General features: G+C 59.9%; 19 protein-coding genes. 5 read left to right on the forward strand and 14 right to left on the reverse strand.

Going from position 1 to position 20300, the window contains the following annotated elements; all coding sequences use genetic code 11:
* The first annotated feature begins 11 nt into the window (after positions 1-11).
* The gene (locus QC821_RS01335) at positions 12-1463 is read left to right on the forward strand and encodes a sodium/glutamate symporter (protein WP_309715929.1); all 1452 of its coding nucleotides are present in this window, start codon (positions 12-14) and stop codon (positions 1461-1463) included.
* Here the strand turns inward: QC821_RS01335 and QC821_RS01340 are convergent, their stop codons facing one another.
* The 4 genes from QC821_RS01340 to rdgB are packed head-to-tail and all read right to left on the reverse strand — an operon-like array spanning position 1464 to position 4854.
* A complete protein-coding gene (locus tag QC821_RS01340) occupies positions 1464-2315 on the reverse strand; it encodes a 23S rRNA (adenine(2030)-N(6))-methyltransferase RlmJ (RefSeq protein ID WP_309715931.1) in 852 nt (283 codons plus the stop codon). It abuts the gene before it with no gap.
* A 58-nt stretch (positions 2316-2373) separates the two neighbouring features.
* Positions 2374-3048, reverse strand: a complete 675-nt coding sequence (locus QC821_RS01345) for a YiaD family glycine zipper/OmpA-like lipoprotein (protein ID WP_309715933.1) — start codon at positions 3046-3048, stop codon at positions 2374-2376.
* A gap of 40 nt (positions 3049-3088) precedes the next feature.
* Positions 3089-4252: a radical SAM family heme chaperone HemW gene (gene hemW, locus QC821_RS01350; RefSeq protein WP_309715935.1), complete on the reverse strand. Its 1164-nt coding sequence runs from the start codon at positions 4250-4252 to the stop codon at positions 3089-3091.
* Positions 4252-4854 (reverse strand): RdgB/HAM1 family non-canonical purine NTP pyrophosphatase, encoded by a 603-nt coding sequence (gene rdgB / locus QC821_RS01355; protein WP_309715938.1) that lies wholly within the window; start codon positions 4852-4854, stop codon positions 4252-4254. The genes hemW and rdgB overlap by 1 nt, the downstream gene beginning before the upstream one ends.
* A 369-nt stretch (positions 4855-5223) precedes the next feature.
* Between rdgB and QC821_RS01360 the strand changes: the two genes are divergently transcribed.
* From QC821_RS01360 to QC821_RS01375, 4 genes are all read left to right on the forward strand, one after another.
* Positions 5224-5919 (forward strand): LuxR C-terminal-related transcriptional regulator, encoded by a 696-nt coding sequence (locus tag QC821_RS01360; RefSeq protein WP_309715941.1) that lies wholly within the window; start codon positions 5224-5226, stop codon positions 5917-5919.
* A gap of 29 nt (positions 5920-5948) precedes the next feature.
* Complete coding sequence (locus QC821_RS01365; protein ID WP_309715944.1) at positions 5949-7340, forward strand: sigma-54 interaction domain-containing protein; 1392 nt, start codon at positions 5949-5951, stop codon at positions 7338-7340.
* A gap of 313 nt (positions 7341-7653) precedes the next feature.
* The gene (locus QC821_RS01370; RefSeq protein WP_309715947.1) at positions 7654-8946 is read left to right on the forward strand and encodes a sigma-54 interaction domain-containing protein; all 1293 of its coding nucleotides are present in this window, start codon (positions 7654-7656) and stop codon (positions 8944-8946) included.
* A 64-nt stretch (positions 8947-9010) separates the two neighbouring features.
* Positions 9011-10084: a transporter gene (locus QC821_RS01375; RefSeq protein ID WP_309715950.1), complete on the forward strand. Its 1074-nt coding sequence runs from the start codon at positions 9011-9013 to the stop codon at positions 10082-10084.
* A 54-nt stretch (positions 10085-10138) separates the two neighbouring features.
* On the opposite strand, the gene QC821_RS01380 is transcribed toward QC821_RS01375, so the two are convergent.
* The 10 genes from QC821_RS01380 to QC821_RS01425 all read right to left on the reverse strand — a co-directional run bounded on the left by QC821_RS01380 (position 10139) and on the right by QC821_RS01425 (position 20265).
* Positions 10139-10825: a hypothetical protein gene (locus QC821_RS01380; RefSeq protein ID WP_309715953.1), complete on the reverse strand. Its 687-nt coding sequence runs from the start codon at positions 10823-10825 to the stop codon at positions 10139-10141.
* Positions 10822-11523, reverse strand: a complete 702-nt coding sequence (locus tag QC821_RS01385; protein ID WP_309715955.1) for a C39 family peptidase — start codon at positions 11521-11523, stop codon at positions 10822-10824. The genes QC821_RS01380 and QC821_RS01385 overlap by 4 nt, the downstream gene beginning before the upstream one ends.
* 22 nt (positions 11524-11545) lie before the next feature.
* Positions 11546-11932, reverse strand: coding sequence for a hypothetical protein (locus QC821_RS01390; protein ID WP_309715957.1), 387 nt, complete (start codon positions 11930-11932; stop codon positions 11546-11548).
* 68 nt (positions 11933-12000) lie between these two features.
* Positions 12001-13167: a hypothetical protein gene (locus QC821_RS01395; RefSeq protein ID WP_309715960.1), complete on the reverse strand. Its 1167-nt coding sequence runs from the start codon at positions 13165-13167 to the stop codon at positions 12001-12003.
* Between the two features lie 386 nt (positions 13168-13553).
* The gene (locus tag QC821_RS01400; RefSeq protein ID WP_309715962.1) at positions 13554-15125 is read right to left on the reverse strand and encodes a bifunctional aminoglycoside phosphotransferase/ATP-binding protein; all 1572 of its coding nucleotides are present in this window, start codon (positions 15123-15125) and stop codon (positions 13554-13556) included.
* Between the two features lie 31 nt (positions 15126-15156).
* Complete coding sequence (hemL, locus tag QC821_RS01405) at positions 15157-16449, reverse strand: glutamate-1-semialdehyde 2,1-aminomutase (protein ID WP_309715964.1); 1293 nt, start codon at positions 16447-16449, stop codon at positions 15157-15159.
* Between the two features lie 84 nt (positions 16450-16533).
* Positions 16534-17196 carry a thiamine phosphate synthase gene (gene thiE / locus QC821_RS01410; protein WP_309715967.1) on the reverse strand — a complete coding sequence of 221 codons (663 nt, stop codon included), beginning with the start codon at positions 17194-17196 and terminating at the stop codon, positions 16534-16536.
* The gene (thiD, locus tag QC821_RS01415; protein ID WP_309715969.1) at positions 17186-18046 is read right to left on the reverse strand and encodes a bifunctional hydroxymethylpyrimidine kinase/phosphomethylpyrimidine kinase; all 861 of its coding nucleotides are present in this window, start codon (positions 18044-18046) and stop codon (positions 17186-17188) included. Before thiD ends, thiE begins: the two co-directional genes overlap by 11 nt.
* Positions 18046-18477: a protoporphyrinogen oxidase HemJ gene (hemJ, locus tag QC821_RS01420; protein ID WP_309715972.1), complete on the reverse strand. Its 432-nt coding sequence runs from the start codon at positions 18475-18477 to the stop codon at positions 18046-18048. The genes thiD and hemJ overlap by 1 nt, the downstream gene beginning before the upstream one ends.
* 36 nt (positions 18478-18513) lie before the next feature.
* On the reverse strand, positions 18514-20265 hold the full coding sequence (locus tag QC821_RS01425) for a chloride channel protein (RefSeq protein WP_309715975.1): 1752 nt from the start codon (positions 20263-20265) through the stop codon (positions 18514-18516).
* Positions 20266-20300: the final 35 nt, after the last annotated feature.

The following is a 20300-nucleotide window of genomic DNA, read 5'->3' on the forward strand; positions in this document are numbered from 1 at the left end:
GGGAGTTTCTCATGACCATGAGCGTGGGCCAGCTGTTCGTTGCCCTGCTGTTGATCGGCCTGATCCTGCTGTTCAGCACGGTACTGCGTGCCAAGGTAGGCTGGATGCGTCGGCTGTTCCTGCCCAGTTCGGTGGTCGGCGGCCTGATCGTGCTGCTGCTCGGCCCGGAAGTGCTCGGTGCTGTAGCCGGCAGCCCCTTCACCGATGGCGCCGGCCTCTTCCCCGACTACGTGATGGAGAGCTGGGCGGAACTTCCTGGCCTGCTGATCAACGTGGTGTTCGCCGCACTGTTCCTCGGCAAGCCGATCCCCGGCCTGCGCACCATCTGGCTGCGTGCCGGCCCACAGGTAGTAGTCGGCCAGACCATGGCCTGGGGCCAGTACGTGGTGGGTCTTAGCCTGGCGCTGCTGGTACTGGCGCCACTGTTCGGCATGAACCCCATGGCCGGGGCGCTGATCGAGATCGGTTTCGAGGGCGGACACGGCACCGCTGCCGGCATGGCCGACACCTTCGCCGAGCTAGGTTTCGAAGAGGGCGCCGACCTGGCACTCGGCCTGGCCACCATCGGCATCGTCTCGGGGGTGCTGGTGGGTACCCTGCTGATCAATATTGCCGCACGCCGCCGGATCGTCTCGCCAACACCCGATCAGGGCGATCCCGATGCGCTGATGCAGGAAGACAGCGCGCCCTCGCGGGAGGAGATTCACGAATTTCAGAAAGACCTCGAACAGGAAGCCGGTACCACCGATCCGCTGAGCATCCACCTGGGTCTGGTAGGTATCGCCATCGTCATCGGCTGGCTGATCCTGCAGGGGCTGCAAGCAATTGAGCAGTTTACCTGGGCACGTAATGGCGGCCTTGAAATCATGGCCCATGTGCCCCTGTTTCCCATGGCCATGATCGGTGGAGTCATCGTCCAGCTGTGCGTGATCAAGCGCGGCTGGGAGCGCCACGTCTCGGCACGCACCATGTCGCGTATCGCCGGCACCGCACTCGACTACACCATCGTCGCGGCCCTGGCTACGCTGTCGCTGACCACCCTCGGCGACTTCCTGGTCCCCTTCCTGCTGCTGGCCACGGCAGGCATCGGCTGGTCGCTGTTCGTGCTGCTGGTCATTGCCCCGCGGGTGATACCCGAAAACTGGTTCGAGCGGGGTATCGGCGACTTTGGTCAGTCGATGGGCGTCACGGTGACCGGCCTGCTGCTGATGCGCATTGCCGACCCCAAGAACAAGTCAGGGGCACTGGAGAGCTTCGGCTACAAGCAGCTGATGTTCGAGCCAGTAGTCGGCGGCGGCCTGTTCACCGCTGCAGCACTGCCGCTGATCGCCCAATTTGGCGCCGGGGCGATTCTGATCCTGACCAGCCTGCTGACCCTTGGCTGGCTGGCCTTCGGACTACTCTACTTCGGCCGCATGGTGCCCGAGCGCGGCCGCGGCCGGCTCGCACCGCAGCGCCACTGATCACTCCTCGACCCACCACTCGCCGTGGTGTCGAGCCTGGTCGCCAAGCAGCGGCAGTGCCGCGTCAAGGGCCTCGCCAAGCGCAGCATCGAGCCCCCACGGTGGGTTGAGCAACAGCATGCCGCTGCCATACATGCCGTGGCGGCTATCGCCGGGGGCCTGACGCACCAGCTCGCTGCGCCACAGCTTGCGCAGCCCCGCCTCACGCAGACTATCGAGCATCGCCTGATGGCGTGCCGCCGGCAGCAGCGGATACCACACCATGACCAGCGCATGGCGCGCCTTGCGTGCCACCTCGATCAGCGTAGCGGCCACCTCGAGATACTCCGGCTTGCGCTCATAGCTGGGGTCGATCAGGACACACAGCCGCGGGGTCGTCACCGGCAGGCGCTTGAGCAGCCCCGCCAGTCCATCGCCATAGGTACGGCTGGCATTGGCCGGCAGCGTCTGTTGCTCGAGCTCGGCATGCTCCCCGGGGTGCAGTTCGAACAGCTGCAGTCGGTCATGAGCACGCAGCCCTCGGGCCAGCCACCATGGTGACCCGGGATAGCGATCGAGATGCTGCTTGCCTTGCTGCGCCTCACCCAAGGCGTCGAGCCAGGCATCGAGCAGTGGACTTGCGCCCTGCAGACGCGTTCGGGCCTCCCACAGCGGCGCCACACCGTGACGGTACTCCTGCAACTTGCGCGTCTCGGCAGCGTCCAGAGAGTAGACTCCCCGTCCCGCGTGGGTGTCGATATACGTAACAGGCGACGCTTTACGTAATAGATGCCGAGTCACCGCATGCAGCGTCAGATGCTTGTGAACGTCGGCGAAATTACCTGCATGGTAGGCGTGCTGGTAGGCAAGCATGGGGGATCCATGAAGAAGCCCGCAGACAGCGCCTGCGGGCCGTTGTGAAACACTAGGGTCAGATCTGCTGCTGGATCGGCGTCAGGGTGATTTCCACGCGCCGGTTCTGGGCCCGGCCGGACTCGGTATCGTTGCTTGCCACCGGCTGAGTCAGGCCATAGCCACGCATGCTGAGACGCGAGCGGTCGACGCCGCTCTGGCCAAGATAGTTGCCTACCGATTCTGCACGACGCTCGGAGAGGCGCTGGTTGTAATCGGCGGAGCCGGTGCTGTCGGTGTGCCCGGCAATATTGATGCGCGTCTCCGGGTACTCACGCAGCACATTGGACACATCGTTGAGGGCACTGCGCGCCGAGCTGGTCAGCTCGCTCGAATCAAAGCCGAAGGTTACGCTGCTGGGCATATTGAGCACGATATCATCGCCTTGACGCTCGACCTCGATTCCGGTGCCCTGCATGCTTTCGCGCAGCTGCGCTTCCTGACGATCCATGTAGGCGCCGATACCACCGCCGGCGGCGGCCCCAACCGCGGCACCGATTAGCGCACGATCACGGCGGCTGGTGCTGCCACTGCCGCTGAGTGCGCCGGCAGCAGCACCCACGGCGGCACCGATACCGGCACCAGTGACGGTACTACTGCGCTGGGTCTGTCCACCGTAGGGGTCGTTGGTGGCACAGCCAACTACCAGCAGGGCAGCAGCCAAAGAGGGAGCGAGACGAAGTGTCTTGCGCATGGCGTAGTGACTCCTTGTACGTCGAGGTAAGAACCGCTGATCAGATCTCAATCGAGGCCAGCAGTTCATTCAAGAATAATAGACCCTGAGTGGAAGCTTGCAGGCGCTGGTCATCTTCCACAACAAGTCCTTTTTTGCGCGCCGCAGCTAGCCGCAACGACAGCATCGACAGTGGCTGGCCGGTACGCTCCTGCCATAACGGCAGCGGCACGCCATCGACCAGTCGCAGGGCATTCATGCTGAACTCGAGCGGCAGCTCGTCAACCGTCAGCAAGCGCTGCCCGGCAACGAAGCCGCGCGGATCGTGGCGCCTGCGCAGATAGGCCTCAGGCTGACGCGACTTCCAGCGCCGCTGGATCACCCAGCTTCCGCTTTCGTCGATTCGGCTCAGCTTGCCATGGGCGCCGGCCCCGATCCCAAGATAGTCGCCAAACCGCCAGTAGTTGAGATTATGCTGGGAACGCAGGCCGGGTCGCGCATAGGCCGATATCTCGTACTGCTGGAACCCGGCGCCGACGAGTCGCGCATGGCCGGCATCCTGAATATCCCAAAGCTGCTCTTCCTCAGGCAGCGGCGGCGGATGAGAGTAAAACTCGGTATTGGGCTCCAGCGTGAGTTGGTACCAGGAGAGATGGCTAGGCGCCAGCGACAACGCCGTGTCCAGATCGGCCAGGGCCCCGGCGGTGTCCTGGCCGGGCAGGCCATGCATCAAGTCTATATTCAAGTTATCGAAGCCCGCCGCGCGAGCGCTGCGCACGGCGTGGCTGGCATCGTCACCGCTATGGATACGGCCCAGCGCCGCCAGCTGCGCCGGTTGAAAGCTCTGTATTCCAAGCGAAAGGCGGTTGATGCCGGCCTCGCGATAACCGGCGAATCGCGCCTGCTCGAAGGTGCCGGGATTGGCCTCGAGCGTTATCTCACAGCTCTCAGCCAGCATCAGTCTAGCGCGCAGCGCGGTAAACAGATGGTGATAGAAACGTGACGACATCAGGCTCGGCGTGCCCCCGCCGATGAATACGCTGACCACTTGTCGACCCGCCACCAGCGGTAGCTCGGCATCGAGATCCTCGAGCAGGGCAGCCAGGTAAGCCTCTTCAGGCAAGTCAGCGCCATGCCCGACGCCATGGGAATTGAAATCACAGTAGGGACACTTGCGCACGCACCAGGGCACGTGCACATAGAGCGATAGCGGTGGAAGCGGCATCAGTGACTCGAGAGCTGGGCTAACAGTGCCTGCATCGCGCGGCCACGATGACTGAGGCGATTCTTTTCCTCGGCGGAGAGCTCGGCAACGCTCATCCTGACCTCGGGGATCCAGAACAGAGGGTCGTAGCCAAACCCGCCCTCTCCGCGCGGGTGCGCCAGAATTTCGCCTTGCCAGTGCTGCTGTACGATCAGCGGCACCGGATCATCTGCATGACGCAGATAGACCAGCACACACCAGTAACGTGCCGAGCGTTCGCCTTCCGGCACCTCGAGCAGTTGATCCAGCAACTTGCGATTGTTTGCCTCGTCGCTCTTGGGCTCACCGGCATAGCGTGCCGAATAGATCCCCGGCGCCCCCTGCAAGGCATCCACCACAAGGCCAGAATCATCCGCCAGCGCCGGCAGGCCACTGACGCGACTGGCTTCGCGAGCCTTGAGCAGTGCATTCTCGATGAAGGTCAGCCCCGTTTCTTCGACCTCGGCGACACCGTAGTCCGCCTGAGCCTTCACCTCATAGCCGAGCGGCGACAGTAATTGATTGAATTCCCTTATTTTTCCAGCATTTCCGCTGGCCAGGACAATGTCGAATGCTCGCGACATGCGGATCTCCTTGATAGTACGGCGTAAATCATTCTACGCCGTCGCGCTAGGCAGGCGAACCGTCATTGCTCAGAAATGACCGAAGGATGAGGGACCTCAGCTTCACAGGATCAGGAAAAACAAAAAGAAACATGAAAAAAGATCATTTTTATCAGCCCCAGCAGGAATAAAAAATGAGATGGCTTCGTATCGTGTTGATATACAAGATAATTAATTTTATCTAAAAAAGAATGACAGAGAATATCAAAGCACAAAACATTGCTAAAGTTACTATAGTTTACAAAACTGGTGAGATGTCGCATACTACAAGCTCTGCTGCCGCCAGTACGAGCACCCGCGTAACGACGTATTTTTTCAGGGGAAAGTATCATGGATTCCGAACACACCATGGTAATACTTATCACCGACGCCAACCCGCAGTCGCAGCTGTTCGTCGACTATATCAATAATGAAGTAGAGTGCAGTGTCAGCACACTACCGCCCGATGCACACAATCAAGAACTTTCTCATGAAAGAGTCGTATTATTGGTTGATGCAGATCATGTCCACGAAAGCGACATGCATGAATGGCACCTGGCTTGTATGGAAAGCCCGACCAAAATCATGTCGGTCTTCAACCTCAAGGACGAAGAACATGCCATGGATATCATGCGCATGCTGCATATTCATGGCGTTTTCTACCGCAACGATCCAATCACCCTGATCTGCAAAGGCATAGGTGCCTTGATTGCCGGTGACTTCTGGATGTCACGCTCGTTGATGACACGTCTTATCGACTTTTATCGACATCAGCAGCTCAGCATTTTCCGTCCAGCATGTGGTCTGACTCAGCGTGAGATGGAAATTATCAGCTTACTGGCATCGGGGGATTCCAACCTTGAAATTGCCGAGAAGCTGTTCGTCAGCGAACACACCGTAAAATCGCACATTTACAATATATTCAGGAAAATCAAGGTTCATAACAGAATACAAGCCATGAACTGGGCGAAAAAGAACCTGATGACAACACCTAGACTGCCGATATCGAGCAATAAGGGAGGGGATAGCCGGCGAAATCATCATTGAACCGTCGATAGCATATGGAGAAGGCGACAATGGTGAACAATCGATCACTGGCCACTCTTGGGCAGGGCGTAGGCTTTAGTGAGATCATAAAAAAATTATCCTTCAATCACGGCTGGGCGCCATATCCATATGGTGCTGTTGAAAAAAATAAGAGTGTTGAAAATAAACCTATACGAGTCGGTCTAGTCCTGATCGATCAGCAGACTGTTTACAAGCAACAAAAAACCATAGAGTTAAGGCATATACTATCTGGATCGTCTCTATACTGGTTGGCAATATTAGATGGTGTAGAGCTCAAGACCAATACCACTATTAACTGTATATTGGATCAATTTTGCCACGGCTATGCCACCTTGCCATGCACCACCGAAAAAGTTCATAACCTGCTTGTCAATCTCGACAAATTACATGAATGGCAAGATAGCAAACCGCTCAGCGCCAAGGTAGATGTCGGCAGGGCCAGGATGATCGGCAGCCCACGGACGACCGGAAAGCTTTTCGAAAGAATAGCGCGCTTTGCCAATGTCGACGCACCAGTACTGGTTCATGGTGAAACGGGTACTGGTAAGGAGCTGGCGGCAAGAGCGATACATGAATCCTCAGCGCGATCTCATGCTCCCTTCGTGGCGGTAAACTGCGGTGCCTTACCCGAGGGACTTGCGCAATCAGAGCTATATGGCTGTGAAAAGGGTGCCTTCACAGGCGCCCACCAGCAGCGCAAGGGATATATCGAAACAGCCTCGGGCGGTACGCTGTTCCTTGATGAAATCGGGGATCTTCCACTTGCCGTACAAGCCAACCTGTTGCGATTCCTCGAAAACAAGCGAATGATGCGAGTAGGTGGTCGAAAAGAATTTTTCGTAGACGTCAGGATTATAGCAGCTACCCATGTCAATTTGCGTCAAGCCGTTGCTGCCAGGACGTTTCGCGATGACCTCTATCATCGTCTCAACGTGCTTGAAATTTCTCTGCCCCCACTTCGCGAGCGAGTAGCGGATATCGCCCCCTTGGCGGAATTCTTTTACAGCAAGTACCGCAAGGAAGGCTCTTGTAAGCTTCAGGGAATTAGTCAAGAAACTTTCGATATTATGCGCTCTCATACCTGGCCCGGCAATATTCGTGAGCTTAGCAACCGTATACGACAAGCCATGCTATACAGTGACTCCCCGCTACTGAGACCTACTGATATGGGGCTCGATCGGCGTCATTGGGGGCGATATATTACCTCATTGGAGCTGGTCAGAAACCAAGCGGAGTATCTGGCTCTGCGAGAGTCCCTGGCTAATCACTCTTATGACTTGGTCCGCGTTGCCAGTGAGCTGATGATATCCAAGGTTACACTACATCGCCTAATGGAAAAGCATGGTTTGAAATACTCCCGACTGCCATACATACATTATTTAAATAATCACATTTCCTAGCCAGCGACCCGTTTCATTGGAATCACTTTGTCGTCAAGTAAAGCATGTTACACGAGAACTCTAATCCCCATAACACGATGGACTTCTTACAATAATACTGGTTATATTTCCTAGCCCTTTCTCGTGGTAAAAAACATCGACAACACAGCATCACATAACTTTACAAAAGCCGGATCTGCATCCAATCTAACAGAAGTTAAACCTCTGGGCGTTTCCCTCTTTTCGTCCATACGCATAGTAGCGACCAAAGGAGTTATGGATGCCTCTCCCCAGGCGTGTAGTAATAATAAGTAGCGATACAACACGCCGGGCCATGCTGATCGATAGCATAGCATCGCAAGGCTGGGCAACCGAGTGCTATGAGTCCATCTATACAGCCGATAATGTCATGCTGTTCTCGAAGCTCGACAGTATCGGTATCCTTTGTATCCAGGAACTGCAAGATATTCCACTTAAGGATGTTGAAAATTTCATCTGTGGTAATGGCATAATATGGCTGGGCGTGGTTATTGATATACAAGCAGAGCAGCCGAGAGGCGCCCATATCGTCAGGCTGCTCGATGGTGTATTTTCACTTCCTATAGACGGCTCATTGCTAGGGGAATTACTTGCCAACGCGTATCGAAAGGCTTTGATAAAAAACGTTACCCATAACATTGATTCAATTCATGTAGATGGCATCATACTCAAGAGTTACATGCCGGAACTCAAACGCATTTTTCGCCTTATTCATAGAGTTTCCGATAGCAAGGCGCCCGTCATGATATTGGGCGAGTCGGGCACTGGCAAGGAGCTGATTGCCCGAGCGATACATGATCAATCGACTCGCTGCGCGGGGCCATTCATCGCCGTCAACTGTGGTGGTTTTTCCAACGACTTGATCCAGTCTGAACTTTTCGGACACGAAAAGGGGGCGTTTACTGGGGCAACAAGTCAGCAAGTCGGGCATATTGAGGCTGCATCTGGTGGAACGCTATTCCTTGATGAAATTGGCGACTTGGACTTACACCTCCAGGTCAATCTTCTGCGTTTTCTCGAGTCGAATAGTATTCAGCGTTTAAGCAGCAGTCAGGAAATCGCCGTCGATGTACGGATAGTTTCCGCCACCCACGTCGATCTTGATACAGCGGTCGAGCGCGGATCTTTCCGTCTCGACCTGCTGCATCGCCTCAACACCGTTGTCATTCACCTTCCTCCGCTGAGGCATCGTAGGGCCGATATTGAATTGCTGGCCAATCAAGTATTCGAACGTTTTTCATCCCGCTATCCATGCCGCGCCAGAGGTTTCCACCGCGATACCATTGCACTCATGAAATCCTATCATTGGCCGGGCAATGTTAGAGAGATGTTGAACAGGATAAAGAGCGCCATCGTGCTTTCAGACAGTGATCTGATAATGCCCGATGCCCTGGGTATCCATAATACGACAGAGAACATCTCGCCACCATCCCTTAATGAAGTTAGAGGTGCTGCTGAACGACAGCTGATCACCAACATACTCATCAAGAATGATAATAATATAGCGCGTTCCGCCAAGGAGATGGGTGTTTCGAGAGTGACATTTTATCGCCTTGCAAAAAAACACAACATAATTAAAGGAGAGTAACAACAAAATAATAATCTTCAACCACGTGCTATGCCCGATCATCGAAATATGGGGGAACTAAATAATGAAAACAAGCGTATTGAAGTACATCACTCCGCTACCCTTGGCGGTGTCGCTGCTAAGCGCACAGCTGGTTCACGCCCAGCAGGAGCCAGTGGGACAAGCGCCTCCCGATGCCATCAACCAGCCTGATGTGCAGGCCATCACCGAGTACGCTGGAGTACTCACTCCGCGTGGGCACCTGGTCATAGAGCCATCGCTGCAGTACTCGCATGCCGGGGTCAATCGCCTGACCTTTCAAGGCATCGAAATTCTCAGCACGCTGCTGATCGGCGTGTTCACTGCCGAGGAGGCGAATCGCGACACCTGGACCGCAGCGGTAACCGGTCGACTGGGCGTGACGGATCGCCTGGAGCTGGAAGCCAAGGTGCCCTACGTCTATCGAAGCGATACCCTCTTCGCCACCGTACCAACGGTGGAGGGGAGTGAAGCCGGCCAGTTTGACATCGACCGGGACTTATCGGGCAACGGACTAGGCGATATCGAGCTGGCGGCACGCTATCAGCTCAACCGCGGACAAAACAACTGGCCATACCTGATTGCCAATCTACGCTACAAGACGACCACCGGCGAAGGCCCCTTCGATATTCGCCGTGATAGTGATGGGATAGAAAGAGAATTGGCGACTGGTTCAGGATTCCACTCGCTGGAGCCAAGTATTACAGCCCTCTATCCTTCCGACCCGGCCGTATTCTTTGCCAACCTCGGCTATATGTACACAAAAAAAGAGAGCATCAACAAGCGAATCAATGACGATATCACTATCGGCGACGTGGACCCCGGTGATGCGATTAGGGTCAGCTTCGGCATGGGGTACGCCATCAATGAGCGCGCATCATTCAGTCTTGGCTATAAGCATGACTTCATCGACAAGACCAGAACGGAATTTCTCGGCGCCAATGGCAACTCCAGCACCCAGAGTTCACGTAGCCTCAACATTGGATCGCTGCTACTGGGCTGGTCGTACCAGCTCAAGCCAGACGTGTCCGTCAACCTGGGGCTCGAGCTCGGCGTGACAGACGATGCACCGGATACCGTGATAACGCTGCGCGTGCCATTCGGGATGGGAATGTATTGATTAAGGCTGGGATAACGAGAGGTTAGCGATGACCATGCTAACCTCTCGACAGCATCAACGTGCCAGCGAGTTGAGTATTGCCTGGCGCTGCGATGCCGCTTGAAGCGCCGGCATGTTGTTGACGTTGATATTGATATCGATGGTCTGTTGGACGTTACGCTGGGAGGCATCGCTGACCACGGCGCTGACGATAGCCTGCTTGGTGATATTGTGAAGCGCGGCAGTAAACCCCTGGGTGTCATGCAACGCCAGTCCCGAGTACTCCTTCAGACCGCTCAGGTTGAGCGAGCCGGGCGCCATGTCGTTGATCGCACCACCGCCATTCACCACCATTGCCTGAAACTCAGCCGGCAAGGCACCCACCTCCATGCCATTCAGTCGCTGAGAGGTCAGCTGCGTACCAAATCGATCAATCCTGACCGTCGATTCGAGCTGCATGCTATCGATCCGCGTCTTGAGTATGGCGCCGAAGTTGAGATCCATCCCCGACACGGTAAAACCACCGCGCAGCATATCCAGGCTTTCGTCATCGATCACTGCAGTCTCGGCGAAGAACCGCGAATCTCCAGTCATCGCTGCTTCTCGCTGCATCGACACGCTCGCGCCAGCACCGCTGGCAGCATAAAAATCCGTCGACTGCACAGCGCCTGCCGGAAGCAGCCAGCATCCCATCAGTAGCGCCTTCAACCAGCGCCAAGGTGTGGTGCGATATATGGACAGAGTGGCATCGGTCATGGTCATCGCCCCATCTCATTGTGGGCTGGAAGATTGAGGATCAGGCTGGACATCGGCATGCGCCTGATTGCCTGCTGCTTGGGCGCCCTGGCTCTGAGCCGCCAGTCACGCTCATGGTTGAAGTTCTGCTGGGCCAACAACATGTCGGCGCGTGCTCCAAGCACCGTGCCACTCCACAGATTGGCGAAGTGAGCGGTCGGTACGATTACCGTGCCTACCGCGGGATCCGCCACGACGATATTGTTTTCGTCGATGCCCTTGATCACCACGAAGTGGCGATAGCCACCGGTGTTGATCAAGGTGATCGCCGGCACGCCGATTCGCGCCAGATCCTCGAGCGATACCCTGAATCCATCCGCGTTTAGGCCCTGACCATCGAGGTAGCGCTTCATGTCGAGCATGGAGAACCCCTGAGCCTGGATCTGCTCGACGTCACCCGTGGCGATCATGTGCTCGAACACCTCAGCCTCCGTCGTCGGGCGCTGGTAGTGGAAGGTCAGCAGGGTGGCCACGGCGGCGGCGCCGCAGCTGTAGTCGTACTGCTGGGGTATCACACGATCCCAGCGCATCGCCTCCAGGCTGCGTGCGGGCACATTGACGCTGCCGAATGGGCCCTGAATATGCACACTGCCGGCCATGGCCATCATTCCGGGCCACAAGCACAGCAGCAGCAGGGCAAACTGGCGAAGCATGGTTCGCTGCATGACGCACTCCCCGCTCTGCGAGTTACTGTGTCGGGGCGTAGACGCTGATATTGACGCCCGTGCTCACGGCGTTGCTGTGGCCGGTCATGATATTGAATAGCCCGATACCGGAAAAATTGTCCAGCGCCCGGTTTTCGATCACGACATTGCCGCTAACGATGGTGCCGGCGGTAAACGAGGCTCCGGTCACCGCCGCATCAAGGTGCTGAATGCTCTGTACATTGACCAGATTGAAGCCGCCTTCACGCCCGTAGAGATGGCCCAGCTCCTGCTCCTCGAGGGTCTCGAGTGCCGCAAAGCCGTCGCTTGACGGTGCGATGACTGGCGTACCATCCGCCAGTGCCCAGCCCCCTGTCACAAGCAGGGCAGTCCCCAGGCAGGGTGCTAACAGTGAGCGGTAGTAGTTCATGACGCCCCTCCAATGCATGGCAGCGAGAAGGGGCTGGCGACGAATAGCCGCCAGCCCATCGGACGCGCTCAGTTGCCGATATTCACGTTGCTGTGAGCTGCAACGTTGGTGGCTGCCAGCTGGGAGTTGTAGATCCCAGTCGACAGGTTCATGTTGGCGATCCCGCCAAAGGTGCCAGCGCCTGCCGCCATGCTCGCAGTGCCGGTAACCAGGCTGGCCGCACCGCCATTGCCGCCGTTGCCGCCATTGCCGCCGCTGCCGGCCTGGGCCATGGCATCGCCGCTGGTGGAGGTTGCACCGCCACCGCCGCCACCGTTGCCATTGCCACCCGCACCGCCCTGGGCCAAGGCGTCGCCACCGCTGCCCCCTGCACCACCGGTACCGCTGCCGCTGCCGCTGCCGCTGCCACTACCCGACCCTGCGCCACCGGTGCCGCCATTAACCGCAGCACTGGCCGTGGCGTCACCGTTGCTGGTGTCTCCATTGGTTGCGGTGTTGGTATTGTCGTCCTCGAAATCGTCGGCAATATTGGCCGCGAGTCCGAGTGCAGTGCCGCCGGCTGCCGCAGTATCGTCATTATTGGCGTTGCCGTTTCCACCCTGCCCGGCGCCGAGGCCGAGGCCGAGACCGAGGCCGATACCGTCGCCGCCATCATCGCCGTTACCGGCATTGGCATCGGCTTCGCCACCGTCACCGCCGTAGCCACTACCACCACTGCCGCCTTGACTCAGTGCAGCGGTTACCGCAAGGGCATCGCCACCGTCACCGCCTACCGCACCCACTGCCCCATCACCCGCATTGATATAAATACGTGAGCCGGTAACGGTCGACTGCAGTTCCTGCAGTGCGATCACGCTGGTCGAGGTGTTGTAGGACTCGCTCATCGCCCAGGCATCGCCACCGGCGCCAGAGGTACCGCCCGCACCGCCCATGCCGCCCGCACCGCCGGTACCCGCACCGCTGGTAGCCGAGCTGTTGGCGCTAAAGCCATTATCCTCGTCATCAATCTCTTCGAAGGCGTTCAGCGCGGTGGAATTCGCGGTACTGCTGCCGCTCCCCCCTGAACCACCGTTACCGCCATTGGCCGTGCCGCTACTCCCGCCGATGGCCATCGCCGTGGAGGTGACCTCCTGATCGACTTCGTCAGCCACGCCGGCGCTAGGGTTGGCATGTGCAGTGGAAATTGCCATCGCCAATGCCAGCATTGATGTTCCCGCAATCACGTAATATTTCATGATCCTTCTCCATACCATGCATGATTTTTGTTTGCTCTGATCACGCGGCCGGGTGGATAGGAGCCTCACAGGACATACCATCACACGTCGAACCTGGCGATCGATGAACAAACTGCACGATACGTGCCACATAAATTTACAAACTGAAATGTGCTTTTATATCAATGCTATAGCGAGGTAATCGAGGCGAGTCGTGGGAATAATATAGGGACGTTGAGGGCTATGTCGGCGGTAAAATGCGCAACAGGTTTACACTTAATCACCGAACATATAGAACAAGAATAAAAGCGCTTTTATCACAGAGTGTTAGCGCAGTTGACAGCGTATCAGAGTTGATACACATCGGCATAATTGCCGCAAGGCAGACGTCCAACGATGCAACATCGTCAGCCTTCCAGCACACCAACCTTGGCCTGGATCAGACTCACCAGGGTCTCGGTAGCATCGTCGGCGGTGGTATCGAGATGAATCAGGTGACGGCGCTCGTCGTCACCAAATGGTTCCAGGCTGGCCAGCTGGCGTTCTAGCACGGCAAGGCTCGCTTCTGACGGATCGCCACCGCGCCGAGCACGCTTTTCAATACGCCGCCGCAGCGTCGCCTCGTCGGCCTCGAAGCTCACCGTCAACAGCGGCAGGCCGCGGCCTTCCGCTTCCCAGCCGAGCATATCGCGCTGCCAGCGTCTCAGGCAGGTGGCATCGATGCACACCGGAAGCCCCGACTCCAGCAGCAGGCCGACGAGCTTGGCAAGTCGCTGATAGGTTCGCTGAGTGGCTGCTGGAGTATAGATATCCACACCCTGTTGCCGGCTATCCGCCTGTGGATGAAATCCGAACAGGCGCTTGCGCTCGACGTCGGATCGCAGCCGTACGCCGCCCAGCCGGCGAATGACCTCGCCGGTGAAGCGACTCTTGCCGCTCCCCGACACCCCGACGCCAATCAGCAGATAAGGAAAGCAAAAGCGGGCATAGCCGTCGGCCAGACGCAGATAGCGGCGACACTCCAGCAGTGCCAGCTGCTGCTCATCCGGATCGCCTGACTGGCGATAGCGAATCGCCGCCACCTTGGCCATGACCAGCGCACGGTAGAGTTTGTAGTAGGCAAGCACCCGTGCCAGTCCGTAGTCGCCCGAGAGTTCCAGGTAGCGATTCAGCGCATGCCGGGCGAGGGACTCTTCACCGCGCGCCTCGAGATCCATCAGCAGGAATGCCAGGTCGCAGGCCACGTCGTTCCAGCGCAGTTCGTCATTGAACTCGATGCCGTCGAACAGTAGCGCGCGGCCCTCGTGATGGACCGCATTGCCCAGGTGGATATCGCCATGGGTCTCGCGCACGAAGCCGTCGCGGTGGCGTGCCGTGAATACCTCCTGCAGCCGGCCGAAGGCCTCATTGGCCAACGTCTCGAGAGCGGCCAGATACGCCAGGTCGTGGTCGTCGTCGAGGCGCTCGCGAATCAGCTCGAATTCCCGCGACATGATCGAGGCGGTCGACGCGGCGCTGCCAAGCAGGCTATCCGCGGCCACCGGGGCGGCCCGTTCGTGAAAATCGACCAGTTGATCGATGAGGTCGTCGATCAGCTCCTGGGAGAGCTCGCCGCTGGCCTGCAGATGGCTGAACAGCTGACGATTGCTGAACTGGCGCATCTTTACGGCGTACTCGAAGGGCGCGCTCTGATCATTGATGCGTGGGGCCTCGGGAGACCCGGAGATCGGCACCGCGGCAACGTAGAGGTTGGGCGCCAGACGACGATTGAGACGCACCTCCTGTTCGCACAGTGCGCGCCGCTTGGCCAGCGTGGAGAAGTCCAGGAAGCTGCCGAAATCGAGCGGCTTCTTGATCTTGTAGGCAAACTCGCCGGTCAGCAGAATCCACGAGATATGCGTCTCGTGGACCTCCACCGACGCCACGGGGTGGTCATAACCACTCGGCGACCTGAGCGCCTCGATCAGCGTTTTACTCACCCTGGATCCCCTCGGTACAAGACCTCAAGTGTCAGGTGGCCCGCGCCATGAGCGCAAACGCCCGCTCGGCGGCATCCAGCGTTGCCTGGATGTCCTCCGCAGTATGCGCACTCGACATGAAACCGGCTTCGTACGCGGATGGCGCCAGATAAACGCCCTCATCGAGCATCGCCGAGAAGAAGCGGCGGAAGGCATCGGCATCGCAGGCTGTCGCCTGGGCGAAGTTATCGACCCGGGACTGGCCGGTGAAGAAGACCCCGAACATGCCCCCGGCACGCTGGGTAATCATCGCTACGCCAGCGGCCTCGGCGCGGGCCTCGAGCCCGCTGCACAGGGTCTCGACACGCTGCGCCAGGGCGTCGTGAAAGCCCGGCTCACGCAGCTTGGTGAGTAGCGCGATGCCGGCGGCCATGGCCAGCGGATTGCCGGCCAGGGTGCCGGCCTGATAGACCGGTCCCAGCGGTGAAATATGCGACATGATCTCGCGCTTGCCGCCGAAGGCACCCACCGGCATGCCACCGCCGACGATCTTGCCCAGGCAGGTCAGGTCGGGGGTCACCCCGTAGTGGGCCTGGGCGCCGCCCAGCGCCACGCGAAACCCGGTCATCACTTCATCGAAGATCAGTACGCTAGCGTGCTGGTCGCAGACCCGACGCAGTCCCTCGAGGAACCCAGGCTGCGGCGGTATGCAGTTCATGTTGCCGGCCACCGGCTCGACGATGATGCAGGCTACCTGGTCGCCGATCTCCTCGAAGCAGGCCTCCAGCGCATCGAGGTCGTTGTGGGGCAGGGTCACGGTATGTTCGGCCAGCGCCGCCGGTACCCCGGGGGAGCTCGGTTCGCCGTGGGTCAACGCGCCGGAGCCGGCCTTGACCAGCAGCGAGTCGGAGTGGCCGTGATAGTTACCTTCGAACTTGACGATCTTGTCGCGGCCGGTGAAGCCGCGTGCCAGGCGAATCGCCGACATGGTGGCCTCGGTGCCCGAGTTGACCATGCGCACCAGCTCGATGCTGGGAATGATCTCGCAGATCAGCTCCGCCATGCTGGTCTCGATGGCGGTGGGCGTGCCGAAGGAGAGGCCGTGGTCGAGTTTGTCACGCACCGCGCCGAGCACCTCCGGGTCGGCGTGGCCGGTGATCATCGGCCCCCAGGAGCCGACATAGTCGACGTAGCGCTGGCCTTCGACGTCGAACAGGTAGGCGCCCTGAGCGCGCTCGATGAACACCGGCGGCCGATGCAGCCCCTTGAAGGCACGCACCGGTGAATTGACGCCACCGGGGATATGGCGACAGGCCCGTTCGAAGAGCTCGGCAGAAGTGGTCATGGCAATCTCTCGGCAGTCAAAAGTGTCTGTGGATAACTCTCTGGACAGTGCGGATAACTCTCTCTGCACTACCTGTGGATAATATTACGGCGATAGCGCGGCGAGCTGCCGGTTCAGCCGACGCACCCTGGCCTCGACGTCGCTGCCGCCGAACACCGCCTCGACGCTGGCGAGCAGATCGGCGCCGGCGCGCCGCGCGCTGGCGGCGGAGTGTTCGTTGATGCCGCCGATCGCCACCCGCGGCAGCCCCAGGTGGGCCGCCTGGGCCAGCAGTGCCAGCGGCGCCGGCGGCGCATCGGGCTTGGTGCGCGAGGCAAAAAAACGCCCGAAAGCGACATAACTGACACCCTCGACCCTGGCCCGCTCGGCAAGTTCAAGGCTCGCATGGCAGGTGGCGCCGATCAGCGCTTCGCCACCCAGCCGCTGTCTGGCCTCGGCCAGCTCGCCGTCGCTCTGTCCCAGGTGCAAACCCACGCCCGCGAAGCCAGCATCGCGCAGCCTCAGGGCCAAGCCAGTGTCATCGTTGATGATCAACGGCACCGCATGTTCCTGGCACAGGCTGGCCAGCGCCGCGGCCTGGCGCCAGCGACGCGCATCATCGCCGGACTTGTCTCGATACTGCAACAGCGCCAGCCCACCGCGCAAGGCGGCATCGCAGGCGTTCAGCAGGGTGCGGTCATCGGGCAGCAGGGTAGCGTCGGTGATCGCATAGAGGCCGCGCTGCCAGGCCATCGAGTCAGTCGTCATATCGATCGCTCCAGGCTGGATGGCGCCATAACCGCCGCGGCAGCGCCTGGCCCTCAGGGCGCTGTGGGGCGGGCAACCAGCCGTGTTCGAGGCTCTCCCAGGTATAGCGCTGGGCCTGCTCGCAGGCCGGCATCAGCCGCTCGCCGCAGGCCAGTCGCGCCGCCAGCGCCGCCGCCAGGGTACAGCCGGAACCGTGGAAGCGTCCCGGCAATCGTGGCCAGTGCCACTGACGCCCCTCGTCCGGGGTATGCAGGGTGTGGATAACCTGGCGCCGGTCGCTGCCAGGCAGCGGATCGTCGGTGGCGGTGACCAGCACCGCCTGGCAGCCCAGCGACAGCAGCTCGATGGCACGATCGGTATCGCTGAGCAAGTCGCCACTGGCCAGGCGCGCGAGTTCGGAGCGATTGGGGGTAATGATATCCACCAGCGGCAGTAGCCGCTCGCGGAACGCATCGCGCAGTTCCAGGCTGGATAGCTCGCGACCGCCGCCGGCCTTGAGCACCGGGTCCATCACCAGCGGCACGCCGGGGTAACGACGCACGATATCCACCACCGCATCGAGGCTCTCGAGGCTCGCCACCAGACCGACCTTGATCGCCGCCACCGAGAATTCATCGAGTGCCGCAGCCATGTTGCGCATGGCATCCGGGTCGCAGGGCATCACCGTCGTAACATCGGCACTGCTCTGCACCGTCAACGCAGTGGCAATCGTCAGCGGCCAGGCGCCACAGGCGCCGATCGCTTCGGCATCGGCAACCAGCCCGGCTCCACCGGTAGGATCATGACCGGCCATTACCAGCACTGCCGGCAGCTGGCGGTTGGCTACTCGCGGCGCATGAGTGGCATCCATCAAAACGGCTTGACCACGGCCAGTACCACGATGATCAGCAGCGCGATCACCGGCGCCTCATTGAACCAGCGGAAGAACACATGGGACTTTTCGCAGCGCGCCGCGGCAAGCTGCTTCATATACATCAGGCACACATGGTGATAACCGACCAGCAGTACCACCAGCAGCAGCTTGACGTGCATCCATCCCTGGCCCATCCACGCTGGTACCAGTGCCAGCAGCCAGATACCGAACCCCAGCACGGCGATCATCGACGGCAGCATGATGCCACGGTAGAGCTTGCGCTCCATGACCAGGAAATAGTCGATGGCCTGCTGGTCGCCGTTGTCCCGCGCCGTGGCGTGATAGACGAACAGCCGCGGCAGATAGAACATCGCCGCAAACCAGGTGACGATGGCGATCAGGTGCAGCGCCTTGATCCACAAATACATGCAGGCTCCTTGGACAGGACCGCCTCGCCGCAACGCTCAGCGACGATAGCGATAGTAGGTTTCGATGGCGTCGCGGGTGATGATACCGGAAATTCGCGGGCCCTTCGGCCGTCGGTTGCTCTCGACATAGAGGGCATCCACCGAGTGGTCGTTGAGCAGGTCGAAGGCCTCGCTGAGCGTGGCCTGGAGATGAATCGCCGCCATTTCCAGGCGCTGGCCCGGTACTTCGAGCAGATCGAGCCGCTGCTCGGCGTTCCACAGCGTATCGTCATTCATCGCCCGGGCCAGATCGGCGGCCTTGAGTGCCAGGGTCGGCTTGTCGTCGCTGGAGCGCAGGATTACCAGCCATAGCGGCTTGCCGGCGAGCAGCATGCGCGCCTCGTCGCGCCCGACCCAGCGCAGCGTGGTGGCCACGTTGCGCTCCATCACCGCCGGTACCGAGACCCGCGACAGCGCCTGCATCAACGGCTGCTGCAGCGGATGCAGGCCGTGGCGAGTCACGGCGATGAAGAAGCCGTCGCAGCGACACAGCTGGCGGGCGGTCAGCCCCGACACGACTACCACCAGCATACCTGGCAGGATGATATTAGGGTTGTGGGTCAGCTCGAGCAGGGCCATCAGCGCCGCCAGCGGCGCCTGCAGCACGGCACCCATCATTGCCGCCATGCCCAGCATGGCATACAGCGCCGGGTCGGCGGAGGTACCGGGCCACAGCCAGTGGCCGAGCATACCGCTCAAGGCACCCGCGGCAGCGCCCACCACCAGCACCGGTCCGATGATACCAATCGGCACGCCGCAGGCCACGGTGAAAGCCGTCAATATCAGCTTGGCCAGTACCAGCGCCAGCAGCACGTCCACCGTCAGGTTGCCGTTGAGTGCGGCCTCGAGGCTGTCATAGCCGATACCCTGCACCTCCGGGTACCACAGGGCCACGGCCCCGGTCACCATGCCAACCGCCGTCAGCCGCTGCCACCAGGGCCAGCGGGTAAGGAACTCTCCGCTGCGCGCAACGTGGATGAACAGCCCGGCCAGCAGCCCGATGCCCACCGCCGTGACCACGATCCAGGGCAGATTGAACAGCGAGTCAAGGGTGACGCTGGGCACCTGGAAGGCCGGCTCCGAGCCATACACCAGCTGCGCAATCAGCGCGCCCATGGTCGAAGCCAGGATCACCGGCATGAAGCCGGCAATGGTGTACTCCATCATCACCACTTCCATGGCGAAGATGACCCCGGCAATCGGGGTATTGAAGGAGGCGGAGATACCCGCCGCGGTTCCGCAGGCGACCAACACCCGCAGGCTGTTGTGCGGCAGACGCAGCTGCTGGCCGATGCCGCTGGAGGCCGCCGCACCGAGATGAATGGCCGGGCCCTCACGGCCGGCGGAGAGCCCACCGAGCACCGCGACGATTCCCACCCACCACTGATTCAGCCAGTTGCGCAGCGGAAAGCGCCCCTGGTGGTAGGTGAGGCGCTCGATCACGTGGCCGACGCCAAGCTTGCGGGCCGTCAGTGGCTGACGGCCCAGCCACAGGCCGATCAGCGTCACCGCCAGCAGCGGCAGTAGCCCCCGCGCCCAGGGCGGCAGCGCCTCGAAGGCTTCATGGTCGCCGCCGGGCATCAAGACCAGCCCGCCCAGGTCGAGCAGCAAGCGAAAGCCGACCATCAGCGCACCGGTGACCACCCCAGAAACCAGCCCCAGCACGCATAGCTGGGGCAGCGCGTCGACATTGGCCAATTGACGTCGGAAACGCTCGAGGCTCAGATCGGGCAAACGCAGGCGCGGCAAAGGCTGACTCCTGTCGGCGGGTCGAGTAGCCCATC

Origin of the sequence: Franzmannia qiaohouensis (genome assembly GCF_031451695.1) — a bacterium.
In the GTDB taxonomy this organism is placed as follows: domain Bacteria; phylum Pseudomonadota; class Gammaproteobacteria; order Pseudomonadales; family Halomonadaceae; genus Franzmannia; species Franzmannia qiaohouensis.

What these genes read in the sequence shown, in the direction of transcription:
- QC821_RS01335 (WP_309715929.1), top strand. Translation starts at nt 12, where the DNA reads ATGACCATGAGCGTGGGCCAGCTGTTCGTTGCCCTGCTGTTGATCGGC.
- QC821_RS01340 (WP_309715931.1), bottom strand. Translation starts at nt 2,315, where the DNA reads ATGCTTGCCTACCAGCACGCCTACCATGCAGGTAATTTCGCCGACGTT.
- QC821_RS01345 (WP_309715933.1), bottom strand. Translation starts at nt 3,048, where the DNA reads ATGCGCAAGACACTTCGTCTCGCTCCCTCTTTGGCTGCTGCCCTGCTG.
- hemW (WP_309715935.1), bottom strand. Translation starts at nt 4,252, where the DNA reads ATGCCGCTTCCACCGCTATCGCTCTATGTGCACGTGCCCTGGTGCGTG.
- rdgB (WP_309715938.1), bottom strand. Translation starts at nt 4,854, where the DNA reads ATGTCGCGAGCATTCGACATTGTCCTGGCCAGCGGAAATGCTGGAAAA.
- QC821_RS01360 (WP_309715941.1), top strand. Translation starts at nt 5,224, where the DNA reads ATGGATTCCGAACACACCATGGTAATACTTATCACCGACGCCAACCCG.
- QC821_RS01365 (WP_309715944.1), top strand. Translation starts at nt 5,949, where the DNA reads ATGGTGAACAATCGATCACTGGCCACTCTTGGGCAGGGCGTAGGCTTT.
- QC821_RS01370 (WP_309715947.1), top strand. Translation starts at nt 7,654, where the DNA reads ATGCTGATCGATAGCATAGCATCGCAAGGCTGGGCAACCGAGTGCTAT.
- QC821_RS01375 (WP_309715950.1), top strand. Translation starts at nt 9,011, where the DNA reads ATGAAAACAAGCGTATTGAAGTACATCACTCCGCTACCCTTGGCGGTG.
- QC821_RS01380 (WP_309715953.1), bottom strand. Translation starts at nt 10,825, where the DNA reads ATGACCATGACCGATGCCACTCTGTCCATATATCGCACCACACCTTGG.
- QC821_RS01385 (WP_309715955.1), bottom strand. Translation starts at nt 11,523, where the DNA reads ATGCAGCGAACCATGCTTCGCCAGTTTGCCCTGCTGCTGCTGTGCTTG.
- QC821_RS01390 (WP_309715957.1), bottom strand. Translation starts at nt 11,932, where the DNA reads ATGAACTACTACCGCTCACTGTTAGCACCCTGCCTGGGGACTGCCCTG.
- QC821_RS01395 (WP_309715960.1), bottom strand. Translation starts at nt 13,167, where the DNA reads ATGAAATATTACGTGATTGCGGGAACATCAATGCTGGCATTGGCGATG.
- hemL (WP_309715964.1), bottom strand. Translation starts at nt 16,449, where the DNA reads ATGACCACTTCTGCCGAGCTCTTCGAACGGGCCTGTCGCCATATCCCC.
- thiE (WP_309715967.1), bottom strand. Translation starts at nt 17,196, where the DNA reads ATGACGACTGACTCGATGGCCTGGCAGCGCGGCCTCTATGCGATCACC.
- thiD (WP_309715969.1), bottom strand. Translation starts at nt 18,046, where the DNA reads ATGGATGCCACTCATGCGCCGCGAGTAGCCAACCGCCAGCTGCCGGCA.
- hemJ (WP_309715972.1), bottom strand. Translation starts at nt 18,477, where the DNA reads ATGTATTTGTGGATCAAGGCGCTGCACCTGATCGCCATCGTCACCTGG.